The sequence below is a fragment of the Candidatus Acidiferrales bacterium genome (genome assembly GCA_035515795.1).
GTDB lineage: Bacteria > Bacteroidota > Ignavibacteria > Kryptoniales > JAKASW01 > JAKASW01.
Genome location: DATJAY010000027.1, coordinates 47,449 through 68,304, shown reverse-complemented (window position 1 = coordinate 68,304; position 20,856 = coordinate 47,449). Strand labels below are relative to the sequence as shown.

At 47.6% G+C, this 20,856-nt stretch carries 18 protein-coding genes; 3 read left to right on the top strand and 15 right to left on the bottom strand.

Features of this window, described 5'->3' with window-relative positions; all coding sequences use genetic code 11:
- Position 1: 1 nt before the first annotated feature.
- The 10 genes from VLX91_11540 to VLX91_11495 all read right to left on the bottom strand — a co-directional run bounded on the left by VLX91_11540 (position 2) and on the right by VLX91_11495 (position 7,988).
- The gene (locus VLX91_11540; GenBank protein ID HUI30843.1) at positions 2-529 is read right to left on the bottom strand and encodes an acyl-CoA thioesterase; all 528 of its coding nucleotides are present in this window, start codon (positions 527-529) and stop codon (positions 2-4) included.
- A 32-nt stretch (positions 530-561) separates the two neighbouring features.
- Positions 562-1,359, bottom strand: a complete 798-nt coding sequence (bamD, locus tag VLX91_11535) for an outer membrane protein assembly factor BamD (protein ID HUI30842.1) — start codon at positions 1,357-1,359, stop codon at positions 562-564.
- A complete protein-coding gene (locus VLX91_11530) occupies positions 1,360-1,965 on the bottom strand; it encodes a hypothetical protein (protein HUI30841.1) in 606 nt (201 codons plus the stop codon). It lies immediately after the preceding gene.
- Positions 1,965-3,242 (bottom strand): Glu/Leu/Phe/Val dehydrogenase, encoded by a 1,278-nt coding sequence (locus VLX91_11525; protein ID HUI30840.1) that lies wholly within the window; start codon positions 3,240-3,242, stop codon positions 1,965-1,967. Before VLX91_11525 ends, VLX91_11530 begins: the two co-directional genes overlap by 1 nt.
- Before the next feature lie 15 nt (positions 3,243-3,257).
- On the bottom strand, positions 3,258-4,115 hold the full coding sequence (gene htpX, locus VLX91_11520) for a zinc metalloprotease HtpX (protein ID HUI30839.1): 858 nt from the start codon (positions 4,113-4,115) through the stop codon (positions 3,258-3,260).
- Between the two features lie 127 nt (positions 4,116-4,242).
- A complete protein-coding gene (locus VLX91_11515) occupies positions 4,243-5,085 on the bottom strand; it encodes a nitrilase-related carbon-nitrogen hydrolase (protein HUI30838.1) in 843 nt (280 codons plus the stop codon).
- A gap of 3 nt (positions 5,086-5,088) precedes the next feature.
- Positions 5,089-5,532 carry a TPM domain-containing protein gene (locus tag VLX91_11510; protein ID HUI30837.1) on the bottom strand — a complete coding sequence of 148 codons (444 nt, stop codon included), beginning with the start codon at positions 5,530-5,532 and terminating at the stop codon, positions 5,089-5,091.
- Positions 5,529-6,548 (bottom strand): 3-deoxy-7-phosphoheptulonate synthase, encoded by a 1,020-nt coding sequence (gene aroF / locus VLX91_11505; GenBank protein ID HUI30836.1) that lies wholly within the window; start codon positions 6,546-6,548, stop codon positions 5,529-5,531. The genes VLX91_11510 and aroF overlap by 4 nt, the downstream gene beginning before the upstream one ends.
- An 81-nt stretch (positions 6,549-6,629) precedes the next feature.
- Positions 6,630-7,382, bottom strand: a complete 753-nt coding sequence (locus tag VLX91_11500; protein HUI30835.1) for a TPM domain-containing protein — start codon at positions 7,380-7,382, stop codon at positions 6,630-6,632.
- Positions 7,383-7,988, bottom strand: a complete 606-nt coding sequence (locus tag VLX91_11495; protein ID HUI30834.1) for a LemA family protein — start codon at positions 7,986-7,988, stop codon at positions 7,383-7,385.
- Positions 7,989-8,263: 275 nt separating this feature from the next.
- Between VLX91_11495 and gcvPB the strand changes: the two genes are divergently transcribed.
- A complete protein-coding gene (gene gcvPB / locus VLX91_11490; GenBank protein HUI30833.1) occupies positions 8,264-9,700 on the top strand; it encodes an aminomethyl-transferring glycine dehydrogenase subunit GcvPB in 1,437 nt (478 codons plus the stop codon).
- A gap of 29 nt (positions 9,701-9,729) precedes the next feature.
- The gene (locus VLX91_11485; protein ID HUI30832.1) at positions 9,730-10,146 is read left to right on the top strand and encodes a CoA-binding protein; all 417 of its coding nucleotides are present in this window, start codon (positions 9,730-9,732) and stop codon (positions 10,144-10,146) included.
- Between the two features lie 79 nt (positions 10,147-10,225).
- Here VLX91_11485 and VLX91_11480 read toward each other — a convergent pair whose 3' ends face one another.
- The 5 genes from VLX91_11480 to VLX91_11460 form a co-directional block, all read right to left on the bottom strand.
- Positions 10,226-10,918, bottom strand: coding sequence for a FlgD immunoglobulin-like domain containing protein (locus VLX91_11480; protein ID HUI30831.1), 693 nt, complete (start codon positions 10,916-10,918; stop codon positions 10,226-10,228).
- 29 nt (positions 10,919-10,947) lie between these two features.
- Positions 10,948-12,018 (bottom strand): hypothetical protein, encoded by a 1,071-nt coding sequence (locus tag VLX91_11475; protein ID HUI30830.1) that lies wholly within the window; start codon positions 12,016-12,018, stop codon positions 10,948-10,950.
- Position 12,019: 1 nt separating this feature from the next.
- Positions 12,020-14,323, bottom strand: a complete 2,304-nt coding sequence (locus tag VLX91_11470) for a hypothetical protein (GenBank protein ID HUI30829.1) — start codon at positions 14,321-14,323, stop codon at positions 12,020-12,022.
- Positions 14,324-14,508: 185 nt separating this feature from the next.
- Positions 14,509-15,774, bottom strand: coding sequence for a hypothetical protein (locus tag VLX91_11465; protein ID HUI30828.1), 1,266 nt, complete (start codon positions 15,772-15,774; stop codon positions 14,509-14,511).
- 82 nt (positions 15,775-15,856) lie between these two features.
- A complete protein-coding gene (locus VLX91_11460) occupies positions 15,857-17,701 on the bottom strand; it encodes a tetratricopeptide repeat protein (protein ID HUI30827.1) in 1,845 nt (614 codons plus the stop codon).
- A gap of 310 nt (positions 17,702-18,011) precedes the next feature.
- Here VLX91_11460 and VLX91_11455 point away from each other — a divergent pair, with 310 nt between their 5' ends.
- On the top strand, positions 18,012-20,846 hold the full coding sequence (locus tag VLX91_11455; protein ID HUI30826.1) for a TIM-barrel domain-containing protein: 2,835 nt from the start codon (positions 18,012-18,014) through the stop codon (positions 20,844-20,846).
- Positions 20,847-20,856: the final 10 nt, after the last annotated feature.

Sequence of the window (20,856 nt, the reverse complement as noted above, 5' to 3'; positions counted from 1 at the left end):
ATCACCCCTGTTCACCGGTGCGCTCCTGCCAGATTCTTTTCGTTTCTTCCCTGTGTTTAAGTCTCTGTTCTCGTCTAACCTGAGCCTGTTCATATCGGCGCTTCTCTTCCAAAGACTCAGGCACGACGGAAACAGATTTGATCGGCTGACTCGATCGGTCGATGCTTACGAATGTCAAGTAAGCGGAGTTTGAATGCTTCCTTTCTCCCGTGAGCGGATTCTCTGAAAATACTTTCACACCGACTTCCATTGAAGTATTAAATACCCTGTTGACGCTTGACTTCAAGGTGACGAGCTCACCGAGCTTGATCGGATGGAGAAAACTCAGCTCGTCCACCGCGGCGGTTACGCAGACATGGTTGGAATGTCTTGTCGCAGCCATGGCAGCGACTATATCTATCCAATGCATCAGTCTGCCGCCTAGCAAATTGCCGAGCTGATTTGTATCGTTTGGCAGGACAAGCTCAACCATTTCTACATTGGATTCCTGCACCCGTTTATCCTGCGGATCTCGTTTGCCTTCAGTCACAATTTACTTTCTATCCTTCCCTCCATATCGGGTTAATTTGCGTCTGGCTGCTTGCCGGTGGCGATGTTCAAAGTATGCGCAAGTTGGTTTGCTTCTTCCCTTAATTTCGAATTTGGAAATGAAATGTAAAATTTTTCGAGTGCCGACTTTGCATCGCTGTCCTTGTGACGTTTCATCAGCACCTTAACTTTTCCCAGGGCAGCCTTGTCGGCAAAATTTGAATCATGGTACTGATCAAGAATCAGATCATAATAAACGACAGCAGCCTTGTAGTACCCCATCGCTGTGTACAGCTCTGCGGTGTCGTAATATTTTTCAGCGACACGGCTTCGAAGATCCATAATTTCCTTCTCTGCCTGAGGCACGAGCGGACTTTGGGGGTAATAGTCTATAAAACTTTGGAATGCCTCGATTGCCTTCGTCGTACTCTGCTGATCGAGTTGAACCCTCGGTGCCTGAGCCATGTAACATTTTGCAATCATAAACCTCGCGTCCGGTGACAACTTAGACGACGGGTAGCTTCTGTAAACATTTTCGTATTCGAATGCGGAGGTGATGTATTCCTCCTGATCGTAGTAAGTCTCGGCGAGATAGAATTGCGCGCTGTCCGCATAAGCGCTTGCGGGATATTGTTTAACCACTATATCGAATTTATCCCGCGCCTTCGTATAATCTTTATCCTGCATCAGAAGCATCCCTTGTCGGTAAGTTTCCCCCGCGCTCTGGACAATTAATTCTTGAGTAGACGAGCACGAGGCAAGAATGATTGCCAGACCGGCGAACGTCAGATAGATAGTAGCTAATGAACGGGTGTTTACTGTAAATTTCATTCAGGAACCTCTTAATGTGAAGAAAAGATATACCAGCACTGCGGCGGAAGCGAGGAACAAAATAGGCTGCAATATCGTGTCCAAGAATCCTCCGGGATCAATTTTCCCGCGGAGAAATCCGTATGAACCGGTTTCTAAATTTGGAATATCGCTCTCGTTGACAGTATCGGAAAAAGCAAAGGAAAACGACTTTGCGATCTTCACTTCTCCGCTGTCGGAGATCTCAACATCATAGGCAGATTGCACCATCCGCTCAACATCGGGAGATGCAAAGATATGGGACGCCACGGGAGGAGAGTAAGAAACTTGAAACAACGGTACACTCATTCTCAATTGTGATGTTGAATCCGATACGAGTCGCAAATTATTTTCCAACAAACGTTCTTCCATTTTTTGACGCACGAATGTCTCTATCTCACCAGGTTTAGCTCGATAGCTGATTGATCCGATCTGCCGGCTCAACAAAATCTTGACGACTGTTCCTGAAAGAGTATCAACCTGCGCGCGAAAAATCTCGTAGTTGGTGAATTTTTTGTCCGCTGACTCACTGCTTGAAACTAACAATCCGAACAGTAATAGAAGCCCTACGAATGGTGAATATCTCATTACGCATAGATTCCGCGGATCTTAAGAGTCTTTGCAACCTTGTCAATTGCCAGAATATATGCGCCGAGGCGCATCGAAACTTTGTACTTCTCCGCAGTTTGAAAAACATTATTGAATGCGTCGTGCATCATCCGTTCGAGACGACGATTGACCCTGTCGAGAGTCCAGAAGAATCCCTGACGATCCTGAACCCATTCAAAATAGCTGACCGTCACGCCGCCGGAATTTGCGAGGATGTCCGGGACAACGAGAATTCCTTTCTCGTCCAGAATCGGATCAGCTTTCGCAACAGTCGGCCCATTTGCTCCTTCAACAATTATTTTTGCCTTAATCTTGGAAGCGTTGTGCGAAGTAATTTGATCTTCTTTCGCCGCAGGGACGAGAACGTCAACGTCCAGTTCAAGGAGATCCTCGTTGGTGACCTGGTCGCCGATTCCGCTTCCTTCCAGTGATCTGGTCTTCTGCACCCATTCAATAGCTTTGTTCACATCTATCCCGCGCTTGTTATAGTATCCGCCGCTTATATCGCTGACCGCAACAACCCTTAATCCCTGCTCACTCAAAAGTTTCGCAGATACCGAGCCGACGTTGCCGAACCCCTGGACTGCACAACTTGTCTGTTTCGGATTCAGGCCGACCTTCGCCATTGCTGCAAATGCTGCTACCATGACTCCTCTTCCGGTTGCTTCTCGTCTGCCGAGCGAGCCGCCGATTATCAGAGGTTTACCTGTGACTACGGCATTCTCCGTCCGGCGAACATGCATGCTGTACGTGTCCATGATCCATGCCATGATTTGTTCGTTCGTATTCATGTCCGGCGCGGGAATATCTTTGTCGGGTCCAAAGACGTCGAGCATGTTTGCAGTAAATCGCCGTGTAATTTTTTCAAGCTCAACCGGGGTCAGCTTCGATGGATCACATTTTACTCCACCCTTCGCTCCTCCGAACGGGATATTGGCGATCGAGCATTTCCACGTCATCCATGCTGCGAGGGCTTTAATCTCATCCAGAGTTATGTCCGGCGCATAGCGGATTCCACCCTTCGATGGACCCAGGGCATCGTTGTGGATTACACGATATCCTTCAAACACTTCGATCTCAGCGTTGTCCATCTGTATCGGGATTGAAACGATGATTTGCTTGACGGGTGTCTTCAGATATTCGTAAACACCGCGTTCGAGCTCAAGCATCTCGGCCGCGACATCGAATCTCTCCATCATCGATTCAAACGGATTTTCCCAATCGACAATTGGGGCGGGCTCTTTGTAAGAATCCATAGGTCTCCTAAGTTTTTAGTAGAGGTTTCTTCCTGCTGCTAATGCTTCAAGTTTTGCTATTCGCTCCTCTGTTGGAGGATGCGTGCTGAAAAGTCTCGCAAAGGATCGCGCGCTTAATGGGTTTATTATGAAGAGGTGCGCCGTGGAAGGCTGTGCCTGCATGGGAATCTGCTGGGCACTGACCTGCAGTTTCTGCAATGCGTTCGCAAGCGACAGAGGCTTCTTAGATAGTTCGGCTCCTCCTTCGTCCGCTTTGTATTCCCGCGAACGGGAAACTGCCAATTGTATCAACATCGCCGCAATAGGTGCAACGATAATCACGAATAGTTCGCCGATGCCTGACGAATCATTGTCCCTTCCGCGTCCTCCGAAAAAGAACAATGACCAGCTCAGCATCTGGGCAAGATACGTTATCGTTCCAGCGAATGTCGCTACAATCGTGGAAGTCAAAATATCGCGGTGAAGAACGTGCGAAAGCTCGTGTCCGATAACGGCCTCCAATTCCTCATCGTTTAAAATTCTCATTACCCCCTCTGTCACGGCGACCGCAGCATGTTGCGGACTCCTGCCGGTCGCGAAGGCGTTTGGTGTCTCTGTAGGAATCATATAAAGCTTCGGCATGGGAATACCGGCGCGGGTGGCCAGCCGGTGTACCATGGTGTGAAGTCTCGGTGCCTCTGCCTCCCTGACTTCTCTTGCGTGATAACTCATTAGTACCATCTTGTCAGAGAACCAGTAAGCAAAGAAATTCATGACAAGACTGAACAAGAAAGCGTATGTTAACCCCGTTTTACCGCCGATTATGTTCCCGATAAAGAGGAACAGAACCATCATCAAAGTCATAAAGAACACTGTTTTTAGAGTATTCTTCATCTGTACTCATTCTCCTTTTGTAAAATAATTTATCAAGCGAACTATGGACTTGCAAGGCAAGGCAGATGCCCAACGCGGCGTTGACGCGCGTGCAGGTTGTTATCTTAGAGGGTAAAAATATTTCTGCTCAGAACCCCAACGCCTTAAGATGTGAGACAAGCAGCCCAGGATTTTCATCAAGGAAATGCCGCGAAAACAATCTCGCGCGATCCACCTCGGCCAAATCTATTTCAGACAAAATGGTATCTTCGTCATAAAGTTTTCCTGCAGCGACGACGGCACCGTGAGGCGAAACGACTTCCGAACCTCCCCAAAAACTCACCCCGTCTTCGAAACCGACTCGATGGGCAAAGGCAAGATAGATACTCAGCAGACGAGAAATACTCCGGTGCTGTTCACTGTTGATCTGGTAGCCCGAATGTTCTTCGCTGTCGCCGGAGAGACGAGTTGGGCTTGCCGCAGATGAAAGAATGAGCTTTGCTCCTTGAAGTGCCAGAATGTAAGGAAGGGAGATGTGCCATAAATCCTCACAAATCAAGAGACCGATCTTCCCGAATTTCGTGTCGAAGGCTTTGACCTCTCTTCCGGGAAGAAAATATCTCTGCTCTTCAAAAAGTCCGTACGTGGGCAAATAGACTTTATAATGGATGTGCTTGACCGTAGCATCTTCAAAATAGATCAGGCTGTTGCGAATGCCGCCGTTCTCATCTCGGATTATGGTGCCCGCCACGATAGAAATTTTCTTGCTTAGAGACAGCAGGGGTTGAAAGAACTTATCGTCCGCACTCATCGCGAGCTCGGAATTTAGATCTCGGACTGAATAACCGGTCAATCCAAGTTCCGGAAAGAGCATTAGAGCCGCGCCTTTTTCTTGTGCCTGCACGGCTATTTCAAGATGGCGGTCTAGATTACATTTCAGATCCCCGAGTTTTGGCTTGATCTGTCCGATCGCGAGACTGAATTTCTCCAACTTTCAATCCTCTACGACATCGTTCGGGAGCTCGCTTTGCTCCCCGGCTATTGGAGGCAATTTAGTTTCGAGCACTTCCCCGATTTCCGCCAGTGCCGCTTTCAAACCGTCATAAAAATTATTTCTCGAAAAATGTCCGGACAATTTTTGCGCCGCATTCGTCCAAAACTCCTCCGGAAGCACGGCGATTACCCCGTGGTCGGCCAGAAGTTCAAATTGTCTTTCACTCACCAGAATGAATACCAGGATGCCGGTTCCTTTTTTGGTCTTCGCCATGTTGAGTACTCCAAATTCGCGCTCGGCAACCTGGCGCGCCGAAAGTTTTCTTTCGCTCCAGTGCTTCTTGTGGTGTACCACGACGCGAATTTCTGCGGCGGTCTTTTTCTCGATTTCTCCTATCTGTTCAGCCAGATTCTGGAGCTCATCTTTTGTCAGGATTTTCTTCATTTGGGAAAATCTTTATTAAATGCCGAGGAAATTTTTCTGAGTTTTTCGGTCAACTCTATGAACTTTTCGGGCCTAAGCGACTGTCTTCCGTCGGAGAGAGCTTTTTCAGGATGAGGATGTACCTCGATCATCAGCCCATCTGCGCCCGCTGCGACTGCCGCAAGTGCCATAGGTTCAACCAGCTCCCAGCTTCCCGTGCCGTGACTTGGATCGACAACGATGGGAAGGTGAGAGAGATGCTTGACGAGCGGGACCGCGTTCAGGTCGAGCGTATTTCTCGTGTAAGTCTCGAATGTTCTGATCCCACGTTCACATAAAACGATGTCGTAGTTTCCTTGTGATGCAATATACTCAGCTGCCATCATCCACTCTTCTATTGTAGCTGCAAGTCCGCGTTTGAGGAGAACCGGCTTTTTCAAGCGTCCCACCGCTTCAAGCAGCGAGAAGTTGTGCATATTGCGGGCGCCGATTTGAAGCAGGTCTGAGTAATCGCTGACCAGAGGAAGAGTCTCGGTATCCTTCACTTCGGTAACAACGCTCAGCCCATATCGGTCGGCGGCTTCACGCAGGTATTTCAGCCCTTCCTCTTTCAAACCTTGGAACGAGTAAGGGGAGGTCCGCGGCTTATACGCGCCGCCGCGAAGCACCTGAACGCCTTGCGACTTCACGAATTCTGCAATCTCGTTGATCTGAGATCTGCTCTCAACCGAACATGGACCTGCCATGAGGACAAGTTCTTTCATACCAATGGAAACATTTTTTAAATGTACCACTGTGTTTTCCGACTTCACATCCCTGCTTACAAGTTTATACGGCTTGCTCACGGGGATGCACTCGACGACACCGGGCAAATTTAAAAACAGACCCGAATCGACAGCGCCGTTATTACCTGTAATTCCTATCGCGATTCGTAGCGAGCCGGGAATTTCGTGCGGCGTCCAACCGAGCGAGCGAATTTTATCCTCGACTAGAGTGATTTGCTCGTCAGTCGCATTTGTGTCCATTACAATAAGCATAAAATAGATTTCAAATTTTGAGTCTTAGGTTACGGTTTACATCATTTTGCTTTTGTGGTTCTTCTTTCCGCCACTTCCATTCTACCAGCTTCCGCTCGCGCCGCCGCCGCCAAATGAACCTCCACCGCCGCTGAAGCCGCCGCCGCCGAACCCACCACCTCGGAAGCCGCCAAATCCTCCTATCGGCGGCAAAAATACGCCGCTTCTTCTGATTCCTCTGGAGGAGGCGTAAAATCTTCTATTCCAAAACAGCAGTCTGAAGATTGCCGCAATGATCACAATAAACGCGAATGGAATCGATCTAGATGCAGGCCGAGAGCGCGTCCGCTGATTTATGTCGACGGTAAATGTTCCGCCGATCAAAGCAGCGAGCGCCGTGATTCCTTTGTCTATCCCGCTGTAATAATCTCCGTTTCTGAACTCAGGTATCACTATTTGGTTTATGATGTAGCTGGAGTAAGCGTCCGTTACGACTCCCTCCAGTCCGTATGCAACTTCGAACCGTACCTTATGGTCTCCGACATCAACTAGAAAAAGCAAGCCGTTATTTTTTTCTTTCTGACCGATCTTGTTTTTCTCAACGACGTCGATCGAGTACGATTCAATACTCCCCTGCGGGATCGACTTTACCATCAGCACGACAATCTGGGTTGAGGTAGTGTCCTCGTAAGTCTCGAGACGAGCTTCCAGCGTTCTGATTTGTTCCTGATCCAGCGTGCCGCTTTCATCTGTGACGTATTGGTTAAGTGCAGGGACTTCCTGTGCAAAACCATGGTACGGCAGAGCAAGGAACATGAATAGAGCAAACGGAGCTACAGTTTTCAAGTGCGGCATTTAGAATTGCACCTTCGGAGCAGTGCTTGCGCCCTGTTGCGCCTCAAAATAGGGCCGCTCATGAAAACCGAAAAGTGAAGCGATGATAGCAGATGGCATCCTGCGAACAAGCGTGTTGTAACTCTGTACGCTCTGGTTGAAACGCTGCCTCTCCACGGCGATGCGATTCTCGGTTCCTTCAAGTTGAGACTGCAGAGCCAGGAAATTCTGATCAGCTTTGAGGTTGGGGTAATTCTCCGACACAGCCATCAGCCTTGTAAGAGCCGAGCTCAAAGCGTCCTGAGCCTGCTGGAACCTTCCGAATGCCTGAGGGTCATTCAGGATTTCAGGCGTGACCGTCAACTTGCCGACGCTTGACCTTGCCTCGGCCACTTTTTCAAAAACCTCTTCTTCATGTTTCGCATAACCTTTAACAGTCTCAACGAGATTCGGAATCAGGTCATACCTTCGCTGGTACTGATTCTCAACCTGTCCCCACGATTGCTTGACGTTTTCATCATAAGATACGAGTTTGTTATAATTTGCGACCCCACAGCCGGCGATACTGAGACAGATAAGGACGAGAAAAGCTACGATTGACAAAACGATTATCGCTCCGCGCGACATGGTTAACTCCTTTTGTTTAGTTTAATTTAGATAAGGCCAATTTGAATAGCAATCAGTCCTGCCTGCAGTTGTTCACGTGACGCGATGGTACGCTAACCGCCAGCGAGTTGTTGTCGGCTACCGGTGGCGGACTTCATCTCTCCGAGAAACAAATGCCGCTTTGCGGCATCCCGCACACCTCATATAAGATGATTGGTCGGGATAATTTTTACAGGACTTCTTACTTCTTGTTTAATTCTACATTGAATTTTAATTTGTTTAAAAAGAGAGTGTCTATGCCTGAGAAACTCATATTTGAACTATCGCACAAAGGAAGAAAAGGTTACACTCTATCCAAGCGCGATGTTCCTTTCAATTTGGATGTCCCGAAAATTTATTTGCGTTCCAATTTTGCGGATTTGCCCGAGGTGAGCGAAAACGAAGTGGTCCGCCATTTCGTGAGGCTTTCAACGCTCAATTATCACATTGACAAAGGCTTTTATCCGCTCGGCTCCTGTACCATGAAATACAATCCTAAGGTGAATGAGAAGACTTCATCGATGCCGGGCAATGCGGACATTCATCCTTTGGAACCGGAGGAAGCGGTCCAGGGTGCGCTGGAGTTGATGTATAATCTCTCCGGAATGCTTCGTGAAATAGCCGGGATGTCCGCAGTTTCCCTTCAGCCTGCAGCCGGCGCACAGGGCGAATTGACGGGCATCATGCTCATAAGAAAATATCACGAGTCAAAAGGTGAAGTGAGAAGCAAAATTCTGGTGCCCGACTCCGCTCACGGCACGAACCCGGCAAGCGTAGCGATCAGCGGCTACAAAGCGGTCAGCATTAAGTCGAATCGAGACGGAAGAGTTGACCTCGAAGATCTGAAAAAAAATCTCGACGACGAGGTAGCCGGCATGATGCTGACAAATCCGAATACTCTCGGGATTTTTGAATCCGACATTCTGACGATAAGCAAGATGGTACACTATGTTGGCGGGTTAATGTATATGGATGGGGCCAATCTAAATGCAATCGTGGGACTCGTCCGGCCCGGCGATATGGGTTTCGACGTCGTTCACATAAATTTGCACAAGACATTTTCGACTCCGCACGGCGGCGGGGGCCCCGGTTCCGGCCCTGTGGCTGTAAATGACAAGCTGAAAGATTTCCTTCCGGTACCGTTGATCGAGAAACATGGAGAAAAGTTTTCCCTGAATTTCAACAAGCCGGACAGCATCGGGAAAATTCACTCGTTTTTCGGAAATTTCGGCATGCTTGTGCGCGCCTACACTTACATTCTTTCTCACGGACCGGATGGGCTCAGAAACAACAGCATCAACGCCGTGATCAACGCGAATTACCTGCTCAGCAAGCTCTGTAATTCTTTCGTACTTCCCTTCAATGCGAGACCGATGCATGAATTCGTTCTGTCGACCGATACGCAGAAAGCGCGAGGCGTCAGGACCTTGGATGTTGCGAAGCGGCTGCTCGATTACGGTTATCATGCGCCGACGATTTACTTCCCCTTGATCGTCCATGAAGCATTGATGATCGAGCCGACTGAAACGGAGACAAAGGAAACTCTTGACTCATTTGCAGATGCGCTCCTGATGATCGATCAGGAATCGAGAATTTCTCCCGAGACTTTGAGAGATGCGCCGATGACGACTCCGGTTCGTCGGTTGGACGACGCTTACGCAGCACGGAATGTTAACGTATGCTTCAAAGAGTAAAATTATTTTTGCAAGGTGCTAAAGTCTGAATGACAGACGGAGACGACAACCAACTCAGGGATATTTTAAAGAGTGCCAAGACGATTGCCGTGGTTGGAGCTTCTATAGATCCGAATCGCGACAGCAACAGGATTATGGAGTATCTCATCAAAGTGGGGTATGATGTGATCCCGGTAAATCCGAACTACCAAAGCGTCTTAGACCGAAAATGTTTCCCGTATGTGGCAAGCATCGGCAAGCCGGTCGATATTGTTGATGTGTTTCGACGAAGCGAGTTCGTCGGCGAAGTCGCGAGGGATGCGGTGAAGGCAAATGCGAAAGTGTTATGGATGCAGTTAGGGGTTATAAATGAGGATGCCGCCCGATACGCCACAGACGATGGTATGAAGGTGGTTATGAATAGGTGCATCATGGTGGAATACAGAAGACTCTCGCCGACATTTTGAAGTGTGAATCTTTAACTTCGGATCTACTTCAATACCATTCCCGTTAAATAACGGCGAGATTACTGAACATCTCTTTGAATTATTTAACCATCATCATCTTCTTCACCTTGCTCCACTTGTCAGCGCTTATCCGATAAAAGTAAACTCCGGATGAAACAAGTGTTCCATTTTTGTTTGTTCCGTTCCATGTCAGCTCGGTATAACCGGCAGGATAATCTGCGTCTGCAGCTTGCGTGACTTCTCTCCCGACGACGTCATAGATGATGAGTTCTACATGCGATGCTTTCGGAAGCTCAAATGCAATTTTTGTCGACGGGTTGAATGGATTGGAAAAGTTATTGTAAAGCTTGTAATCTTTCGGCGCTCCGACAGAGATCTTTATTTCCTTAGTCCATGACTGACCATTTGTTGTACTTATCGTTGCCGTCAAGGTCGTGTCCTTTCCAACAGGAGCTTTCTTATCAACAGAGAATGTAAACCCGGCATCCCCAGAAGCATTTGCCGAAATGCTCTTTATGGTTGCAGCGTTCTCTTTAAACTTCAGCCATGATGGAATTTTGTTGAACGCGACGGACACATTCTTCGTCTCAGTGCCGGAATTGTTTTGAACACTCAGAGAGATTGTGTTGTCCGATGAGGCGAATGGGACTTGCCAGACCTGTCCCGAACTTTGTTGAGGGATCTGTCCCACGGCATCCGTTTTGCCAACCTTTGCCGGTTGGGCAAAGGCACCTCCTACGATCAGCGATAGAAAGATTAAAATGCATTTCATCTAACTTCTTCCTCCCTTTCTTTTGGCTCCTAATTCTTACCTCTTCCCTCTGGTAACTTCTCTATCAAATACTCCGCATTATATTTCAGCAGCGCATAAGCTTCGCTTGTCATGATCGGAGCCTGTTTTCTATCCTCCAGCTTCTTGCTCAGATTATTCAACAGTTCTACTTCCATCACAAATATCTGCAAATCTCTCCTTGCACCCACAGAATCCCGCTTGGAAAGTTCTGTCTTTGCCCTGTCCAATCTTCTATCCAATACTTCGACTATTCCATTATTCCAATCGCGGTCGAAGTCCCAGTCATTAGTCGGATTCCATTTGCCAAACTTTTCGAAGTCACCTTTCTTATACCAGTCCCTGCCGTTCATTATTTCGTCGCAATCCTGTTTGTGAGTTTTGTCCTCCTTGAGCCAGCCGAGCGTAACGGATTGGTGCTTGTAGGAAATGAGGGTGTCTATCCATGATGACGCAGAGAAGTCTAATGGCGGAGCGGTGGGGCCGAGTGTTTTGCCATAATAATTTAGTGACTCCCTTACGGAATCAATGTTCACGGTGTCTGATTCCGGGTACTCATCAGGATCGGGGAAATATTTTGTGGGGTCATAATCCGGGATTGCCACGAATGATCGTATTCCTGGCAACCCTTTACTCATGATGACAAATCCCCCCAGTGCACTTCCTGGCTTGATCCAATTGCGAGAATCTCCGCCAAAGCCAGCCGCGAGGTCTGTTCCAACTCCCGCGAACCAATGAAGGGGCATCGAAGGAAATCCAACAGGAACGATCTTACCCTTAATCACTGGGTAGTCATTTTGAAAGATCTTCTCAGTGAACCCATCGTCCCTGTAGCGCAAACCGCTGGTATCATACTGAATCGAGTTTTGGCTCGTAGAGATGTCAATGTTAAACATGATAATGTTTCCAACGCTGCTGAGATCGTTCCGTACATCGTAGGTAAAGTAGTACATTCCATTCTGTTGCTGAAATGAAACGGCACACTTTACTTGGACTTCTTTTAGAAGGGGTAATTCTTGCCCTTGTGAGCATAGCGATCCGCACGCAAGCAACACCAAAATAGCTAAATTCTTTTTATTCATCTTAGTTTCTCCCATTTAAATATCCATAGTGTATTTGTCTTTCGCTGTTCCGATAACATTGGTGCTTTGCCATCCAAAAATTAAGTTGGCGGATCTGATCTAAGGTCAACGGGATATCATTTGCATCATTCGGGTTTATGTCTATACTCAGGCCTATCCTGTGAGCACTATGAGGAGGTTGCCAATTCGAATATAGTGCATCGAACAACCCGCCCCACGGCAGGCTCATGTCGTTAATGCTCAAGTACGTTCCGCCGCCATCTGCTGAACCGGACAAGAAATAGAAATCAAGTATTCCAAGGAAGAATTGGTCGCCCGCTTCCGGTGTACACCAGTTGTTGTCAGGATGATTGTCAATGGCGGTTTGAGTCGTTTGTTGGAATGCGTAAGGTCGGGCTCTATTTGGCAGGAATATCAAATCTCTGAAATTAACAAAACCCGGGACCATCACTGAAATGGTATCGTGTGCACTTACATTTTCGGTAGTTGACGAAGCAGTCATCAATACATTTCCGCTAAATTCCGGCGCTGTGAAATCTATAAAGATATTTCCATCACCGTCTGTCAAGGTCGTTATCGTTCCGTTCCCATCAACATGGTGCACATAGTCCTCGAGTTCTCCCATTTCAGCCTGCGGTGGCTGATTTAGATGAGCGTGTCCCCCGGATGGCAGTATCATGGATGCTGTTGTAGTTACACCATAATTGGGCAAGGGTTTGCCTCCACGTGTCACTGTGACCGTGAATTTCTTCTCGTCCCTTGCATTGGGATTTCCTCCAGAATGTGGTGGCAAATTTGGCCATTCCTGCTTTGGTGTTGGGATATTGATTGTGATCTTAGTCTTTTCTATCTCAACCCAGCCGATACCATAGTAACCCGATGAAAAGTTAGGCGCATCGGAGACCGACTTGCGGTGAACTGGTAATATATTCACCTTCCTTGCCGGAGGGTTGATCGCCGTGTTCTTTAGATTTGCATCAACCGTTGTGCCTCCCGCTTTCCTGTTTTGCCCGGAATTCTCTTTTACACCCGGCACCGTTGAGCAAGGTACCTCCTGCTCCCAGCCCACTCTAATCCCGACTATCTCTGAGTCTGCACTTATGCTGTCGACTGCTATGAACTGCAACGGCTGAGGTCTTCGCGCGAAGTATTGAGCCGTATCACCCTGCGACAGAATCGTTCCATATGCGTTCCCGCTGTCTATCCCGACTTCAAAGAATTGATCCGGCGTGAAATCCGTTATCGTACCGTCGGGGTTCTGATTCTTTACGACTATCATCGCAGTATCACCCGGTGAAATCTCGGACGGAACAAGACCGACGACTACCGGTGATGGAAAGATTCGTATCGAATCTATGCTTTTCACCCCTTTGCTCTCTGCTTCGACTACCACCCACTCGCCAGCTGAATCCGGTCGAACACTGTCTGCAGCAAGAAAAAACTGATCCATCCAAATCTCCATCGCGGTCGTGGTAAAGGTCGAGTCAAGCTTTACGTCTTCACCATCGGGTCCAAAAGTATGGAACGAAGCGTATCGATGGCCGGATAATATAGTAAATGTTATAGGATCAGGATCATCGAAAGACCACGCAGTATTCGTGCAGCTATCCGAACCCTGCAATCTTACTATGGATTCATCCCCGTAGAAGAAGCCTGACTCCTGACCGTAAGAAAAGCCGGTGGGCACCAATTGAAGCTGAAATGTTGAATAGTAAGGAGTTGAGTAATATTTGAGGGTGTCGCCTTCCGGATTATAACCCTGGTGGAGATAATTCCACGCATTGGGAACAACATTCCTTGTCGCCCATGACCACCTGGTCTCTTCATAGATAAGTGAGTCATCTTGATAGATGGAGCACTCGCCAATTGAAGAATCTGTTGTAGTCTTGAATAGCGAGAGGCTAAACCAGTAGTCGCCTGCCCTTGCAGGATTTATGACCATAATCGGACGGCGATCTGTGTCTTCACATGTGGTATCAAGACCGCATGGACCGTAGACATGTATACGGCCAATCTCAGTCTGCGTGCAGCCTTCACAATCTGTGTTCCAGACAAATGTAAAGCATATCTTGTGTTTGTTTTCCGATATCTGCACCCTCTTCGCCTGCCCCGGTATAATCGTTGCGCTCTCTCTTATATGCACCTGCGCAAGAAGTGAACTTACCGTTAGAAATGTAATCGCAATAACCGCTGCACTCTTCATCTCAAAGACTCCTTTGATGCCAAGTAATGTTTCAAAACTACTCAGCTTCAAGTTGAAACAATCGTAAGGTGAATCTTCGTGCTTCGGGCTCCCTGACTTCATTTGCCCTCTGGCAATATCTATGCCTAAATTTTAACAAGCCATGGTGTAAATATCAAGAAGAAAACCGGAAAACTTATTTAGTCTAAATAAACCTGCTCAAGTAGCTCGGGCAAAAATCATAAGGAGCCACCTGCTGGCTGAAAGTCTGCTTGGACTTGTCGAAAGCAGGATGAGCCAATGGCTTCTTATGTCTTCTGCGGTTTCCTCTCTGCTGCCGGGAACAAGATATTATTCAAAATCAATCTGTATCCCGGCGAGTCTTTGTGCAGAGACAAATCGGTAGGTGGATCGCCGACCAGATGAGTGTACGCTTCAGGATCGTGACCGCCGAGAAATGTCCAGGTCCCCTTTCCGTAATCGCCATGGATGTACTTCACTTCCCCGGTGCCTTCCTTTTCCCCCATGATCACGACATTAGGTTTGATCAAGCTTTTCTTGAATGACGAAGTCTGCCCCATGAAATTCTTTATCACGTTAACGTGATCCTGAGTCAACATTGTCGGTACCGGATCATATTTTGCGGAGAACTGGAACAGCGTGAAGTAGTCCGTGGTCGGGTCGCGGAACTGTACCATGTTGTTCGGAGGATCGTTGATATCCGAGAAGGCGTACTCATACGGATTCATCACCAGCTTGAAATTCTGGAATGCCAGACACTGCAAATAATCGAGTTTGTCCTGCGCATCGGGATCGGGCGGATCGCCGTCGAACATAACGTCGCAGATATCCGTGTGCTGGGCGGCGAGCGCGATGTCGAGCGTCTCTGTCGCCGAACACATTGCGAACAGAAAGCCGCCCTGCCCCACATAGTTTCTTATTGCGAGCGCAACCGCTTTCTTTTCATCGGAGACCTTTTTGAATCCGAGCCTACGAGCTTCTTTTTCATAAGTTGCTTGCTCCTCGACATACCATGGCGCATTGCTGTATGAAGCATAGAATTTCCCGTACTGCCCCGTGAAATCTTCGTGGTGAAGGTGGAGCCAGTCGTATTGTGAAAGTTTGCCGTCGAGCACCTCCTCATCCCAAACCTGCGTGAATGGGATTTGAGCGTAATTCAGCGCAAGAGTCACTGCATCGTCCCATGGCTTGTAGTTCGGCGGAATATAAACGGCGATTTTTGGGGCTTTCTCGAGACGCACAACGTCCATATTATTGTTCACATCCTGGACGATGGCGTAAATTTGAGATGACTCCACGGCAGTCAGCTCGTCGAACGCGACGCCGCGTATTCTGCATTCATTTGCAATGACATCGTTGTCGTCCATCATAAACGAACCGCCGCGGTAGTTCAGCAACCAGTCGACTTCGATGCCATGCTGGAGTGCATAGTATGCCACGCCGTAAGCCTTCAAATCGTCGGTTTGCTTGAGATCCATGTAAATAAGAAGTTTCGATTGGCCGAAAACGGCCGTTGCCGAAAAGATCAAGAACAAAAAAGCAAATCTTTTCATTTTATCACCTGCGATTGCAATTATTCGCCATCTCTTGAACGATGACACATAATCCGTAAATGTTGATTCGTATACACTGCAGCTATGAATCTTCCCCTAGCAGATTTCTCAGGATTTCCCGGACTCGATTCTGATAAATTGAATTCGGGAATCGGACCAAGAAGTCTTCGTATTCTGAAATTGCCTTTTCATTTTGACGCAGCGTCGTCTGATAAATCCTGCAGATCCTTAAGTCCGCTCTGTCCGCAAATATCCCGGTGCTGTCCTCCGCAAGCAATGAATAGTTTTTCAAAGCTGCGTCTACGTTTCCCATCCTGCAATAATCGGACGCTAAATCAAATCGCGCGTTGTCCGCCAATGGAACATTCGGATATTCGTTCAGAATTTTCTCAAGGGCAGAAGCGGCTTCAGGAATTTTGTCCGATTCTTCCATTGCCGAGGCAGAAGCGAATTCCCGCAGCGCCGCCGGGTTGCCGCGGTTGTTTGTAATCGTATTCAAAAGCTGAATAGCATCATTAGCGGCGTCGGACATTGGATTGGAACTTATCTCGCTTAAATAAAAAGCGGAGCTGTCGTAGTTGCCCAGGTAATAAAGGGCAAGTGCAGCTTGAAATTTTATTTTATCACGCACGCTTTCGTCCGCCGCTGGGCTCGACTGGATGACTCCTAACGATGTGTTGAAGGCATCTTGAAATTTTCCTTCCATCATGCACAAGCGGATACGTGCCATGGTCCAATCATCGGTGCCAGCGCGATCTCTGTGGTCGGACAGTAATTTTCCCGCGCCGGCGAAATCATGAAAATATTTCATCTTCAAGCCGACAGAATTCAGAACCGCGGAGCTCAAGAATTGCGTATTCGGATATTGCTCTATGATTGTTTCGTATGTCGACAGGGCTTGATCAAGTTCGGCTAAAGTGTCCGTTGTGGAACATGGGCCGTCGCCTTCGGTATATTTATTCTCCCCGAGCTCCTGAAGCGAGTTCGCATATCCGTACAAACCCTGGACGACAATGGAATTGTTTTTGGATAGAGTAGAAACTTCCTTATATGCGTTCGATGCCACTTCATACGCCTCGTCGTTATATGCCCTGACGGCAAACTGGAGGAGCTCCGATCCGGGCGCACTGGAATGGTTGTCGAGCCATTTGTATGCCGTATAAGCTGCGGCGTAATTTTTTTTCTCCATATATATAAAGCTGAGCAGCCGTCTGTAGTCTCTATTGTCGGGGTTTTCTACAACCTGTTTTTCCATCTCGCCTGTGAACTGATTGAGAGCCTCCTTGCTCGAACCGTACGATGCTATTTGCACCTCTATGTTTGACAAGATATAGGTGGTTTGCTGTGTTTTTAGCTGCTTCAGGAGCTCGCGTAATGAGCCGGCGTAATTCGCGTTAAGAAAATAAAGCCGCGCTATTTCATTCGTAAACGTCTGATTGGAATTAACCTCGCCGTTTCGGTAAACATCTATCGCCTTGTCAAAAAGTCTATTCTCCGCCATCGTGTTTGCGACTGCTTTATAAACATTGGGATTTTTCGGATCAATTGTCAGCGCTTTGTTCCATATCACCAATGCCGAGTCCTGCTGGCCATTCTTGAAGTACGCATCGCCAAGCTGGCACAACATGACAACATTGGACGGATCACTCTGCAATCTATCATTCAGCAATTCCTTGGCGCTCTCGTACCTTTTCAAGTTCATATAAACTCGCCGGAGTCCGTCGAAGTAGACAAAGTTGTCCGGCGACGATTGATGCAGCTGCAGATAAAAGTCGAGGGCTTTTTCGTATTCACCTGCCTGCTCGAGAGCCTGGGCAATTCTGAGCTTGTTAAGCTCTTCAGTACTTGCCGAAGGCACGGGCAGACTCTGCGAGTAAGTAAAAGATGCAAGTGTTAGAAGGAGAATTGCCGTCAGTGTTCTTCTCATGGCATCAATATAAACTCACCACCGTGCCCGCACAATGAACAAAAAGTTGTTTCATTAAGAATTCGGAGATAAGGCGGATCAACGGGAATTTGTCGAGAAGTAATAAGATAAGATTCGTACTGGCCATAATATTGAGGTCAATCTTTTGTGAACGGATGCATTTGAATCATTTTGTTTGATTTGCAAACTCATTAATTTCTTACTCGAATTGCGTAAATTGAATTCATGAGGAGTCGCGCAGCTACTGCTACATTCTTTCAAAATCGTTTCGTCCGATTTTTTTCAACTCCAAGAGCAAAGGTAGAATAAAATGAAAATGTCTGTGGTTTTCTTACTGAGTATGACCTTTTTGACGGCATATGCCCAAAAACAGTATAGCCCGACCAAAAACGGAATTATTGTTCCGGTAACAGATACTGTCAAGAACGGCGCGAAGCTGATTCGTGTCGTACCCGTCACTGACAGAATAATTCGTGTAAGTGCAGTGAATTCGGATTCCTTTCCCGCCGTGCAAAGTTTAATGGTCGAACCGCAGGAGTTCCCTGCCGTAAAATATGAGACACAAGAATCGGGCGACACCCTGGTACTAAAGACGGCTTCATTACAGGTGAGAATTTCCACCAAGACCGGCGCCCTGGTTTTCTGCGATTCTATAGGGAAACCAATTCTAAATGAAATCAAAGACGGCGGCAAAACAATCGAGCCTGTCACAATTGAGAACAAAGATCTTTTCACGATCCGCCAGCAGTTTGAATCTACATCAGATGAGGCGTTCTACGGGCTCGGTCAGCAGCAGGAAGGATTGTTTGACTATAAAGGCCAGGATGTCGATCTGTACCAGTATAATACTAAGATTTCTATTCCGTTCGTGATCTCAAACAAGAACTACGGAATATTATGGGACAATTATTCAAGGACCAAGTTTGGCGACCCAAGAGATTATGGCTCTCTATCGGATCTGAAACTCTATGATGCAAACGGGAAAGAAGGCGGGCTAACAGCAGCTTACTGCAATTCGCTCGACACATCGAAAGTCGCGGTTGTCCGTGATGAATCAGAAATAAACTACGAATTCCTTTCCGACCTGAAGAAATTCCCTACGGGCTATTCTTTGGCGACTGGAATTGTTTCTTGGAATGGTTCTTTCGAGCCGGATTCCACAGGGCTGTTTAAATTCCGTCTTTATTCTTCCGGTCATTGCAAGATGTGGATCGGCGGTAGGCTGATTGTCGACAGATGGAGACAATCGTGGAACGCTTTCGTCTATCTTTTCAATCTGCAGCTTGAAAAAAGAGAAAGCTATCCGATCAGGATTGAATGGATCCCTGATGGCGGAGAAGCATACATTTCGTTGAAGATAAAAACGCCGCTCAGCCCGGAAGAACAGAATAATCTGTCTTTGTATTCCGAATATGCAAATCAGATCGATTATTACTTCATCTCCGGCCAGAATTTCGATGACGTTATCAGCGGTTATCGACAATTGACCGGGAAGGCTATGATCCCGCCGAAGTGGGCGTTCGGTTTCTGGCAGAGCCGTGAACGATATGCGACACAGGATCAACTACTACAGGTCGCAAATGAATACCGCAGACTCAAAATACCGTTCGACAATATCGTGCAGGACTGGTTTTACTGGAAGGAAGATCAGTGGGGCAGCATGGAATTTGACAGCACGCGTTATCCGAATCCGAAGGCCATGGTCGATGAAGTGCATAAACTCCATGAGCACATCATGATTTCCGTTTGGGCAAAATTCTACAAAAGCATCACGAACTTCGACAGGATGATGGACAAGGGCTACCTTTACCTAGGCAATCTAAATTTAGGGAACAGAGACTGGGTCGGCAAAGGATACCTTTCGACATTCTACGATGCATTCAATCCCGGTGCGCGCAAATTGTTCTGGCAGATGATAGACGAAAAACTCTATCCGCTCGGCATCGATGCATGGTGGATCGATTCGGACGAACCGGATATGAATTCGAATTTGTCGATGGATGGAAGAAAATATATCATGGATCCAACCTACCTCGGCCCGGGGGCAGAATACTTCAACGCATATGCTTTGGAACATTGCCGGGGTGTATATGATGGCCTGATGTCGGCAAATCCGGATAAACGGGTATTCATCCTCAGCCGCTCTGCCTACGCCGGTTCACAGCGTTATGGAGTTTCCGTCTGGAGCGGCGACATCGGTTCCACATGGGAAGATTTGAAAGGGCAGCTTCCTGCCGGGCTGAACTACTCGATGTCGGGTCTTCCCTACTGGACTTTTGATATCGGCGGCTTTGCCGTCCCCAACAAATTCATCAACGCGAAAGGAGAAGCTCTCGACGAATGGCGTGAACTCTTGACAAGATGGTACGAGTTTGGTGCATTCTGTCCTCTCTATCGTTCGCACGGTCAGTATCCGTTCAGAGAGATTTTCAACGTCGCTCCGGAGGGAAGCCCCGAATACGACGCCATGGTCGGCGTGACTACCCTCCGCTACAGACTGATGCCTTACATTTATTCATTGGCCGGAATGGTCTATTGGAATAATTATACGATGATGCGCGCTCTGGAAATGGATTTCCCTCATGACCAGAATGTCGTGAATCTCTCGAACGAATACATGTTCGGCCCTTCGCTGCTTGTCGCTCCGGTTACGACTTACAGGGAACGAGCGAAGGTAGTTTATCTCCCGACCGGATGCGGTTGGTATGATTTATATACCGGCAAATATTTCGATGGCGGTAGAACTATGACAGCCGAAGCGCCTCTGGATAAAATCCCGCTGTTTATCCGCGAAGGTTCAATAATTCCGGTCGGCGGTGAGATCCAATACGCTGAGCAAGAAACTGAGGTAACTCTTTACGTTTACACCGGGAAAGACGCAGAGTTCACTCTTTATGAAGACGAGAATGAGAATAACGACTATGAGAAAGGAATCTGTGCCATGATACCGATCAGATACGACAATCAAAGCGGGAAATTATCGATCGGTCCGACAAAGGGCTCGTACCCTGGGATGCCCAAGGAACGGAATTTCGGAATTGTCTGGATGGGAAAAGAAAATCCGGAGTCTTTCCTGTCCGAGAATGTTAAAGTTCAAGCTGTTACTTATAAGAACGAGTTGATCGAGGTAACAAGAAGTAAATAGTTAGAAATTG

What these genes read in the sequence shown, in the direction of transcription:
- VLX91_11485 (HUI30832.1), top strand. Translation starts at nt 9,730, where the DNA reads ATGACAGACGGAGACGACAACCAACTCAGGGATATTTTAAAGAGTGCC.
- VLX91_11480 (HUI30831.1), bottom strand. Translation starts at nt 10,918, where the DNA reads ATGAAATGCATTTTAATCTTTCTATCGCTGATCGTAGGAGGTGCCTTT.
- VLX91_11510 (HUI30837.1), bottom strand. Translation starts at nt 5,532, where the DNA reads ATGAAGAAAATCCTGACAAAAGATGAGCTCCAGAATCTGGCTGAACAG.
- VLX91_11530 (HUI30841.1), bottom strand. Translation starts at nt 1,965, where the DNA reads ATGAGATATTCACCATTCGTAGGGCTTCTATTACTGTTCGGATTGTTA.
- VLX91_11460 (HUI30827.1), bottom strand. Translation starts at nt 17,701, where the DNA reads ATGAGAAGAACACTGACGGCAATTCTCCTTCTAACACTTGCATCTTTT.
- aroF (HUI30836.1), bottom strand. Translation starts at nt 6,548, where the DNA reads ATGCTTATTGTAATGGACACAAATGCGACTGACGAGCAAATCACTCTA.
- VLX91_11525 (HUI30840.1), bottom strand. Translation starts at nt 3,242, where the DNA reads ATGGATTCTTACAAAGAGCCCGCCCCAATTGTCGATTGGGAAAATCCG.
- bamD (HUI30842.1), bottom strand. Translation starts at nt 1,359, where the DNA reads ATGAAATTTACAGTAAACACCCGTTCATTAGCTACTATCTATCTGACG.
- VLX91_11495 (HUI30834.1), bottom strand. Translation starts at nt 7,988, where the DNA reads ATGTCGCGCGGAGCGATAATCGTTTTGTCAATCGTAGCTTTTCTCGTC.
- VLX91_11470 (HUI30829.1), bottom strand. Translation starts at nt 14,323, where the DNA reads ATGAAGTCAGGGAGCCCGAAGCACGAAGATTCACCTTACGATTGTTTC.
- VLX91_11475 (HUI30830.1), bottom strand. Translation starts at nt 12,018, where the DNA reads ATGAATAAAAAGAATTTAGCTATTTTGGTGTTGCTTGCGTGCGGATCG.
- htpX (HUI30839.1), bottom strand. Translation starts at nt 4,115, where the DNA reads ATGAAGAATACTCTAAAAACAGTGTTCTTTATGACTTTGATGATGGTT.
- VLX91_11455 (HUI30826.1), top strand. Translation starts at nt 18,012, where the DNA reads ATGAAAATGTCTGTGGTTTTCTTACTGAGTATGACCTTTTTGACGGCA.
- gcvPB (HUI30833.1), top strand. Translation starts at nt 8,264, where the DNA reads ATGCCTGAGAAACTCATATTTGAACTATCGCACAAAGGAAGAAAAGGT.
- VLX91_11465 (HUI30828.1), bottom strand. Translation starts at nt 15,774, where the DNA reads ATGAAAAGATTTGCTTTTTTGTTCTTGATCTTTTCGGCAACGGCCGTT.
- VLX91_11500 (HUI30835.1), bottom strand. Translation starts at nt 7,382, where the DNA reads ATGCCGCACTTGAAAACTGTAGCTCCGTTTGCTCTATTCATGTTCCTT.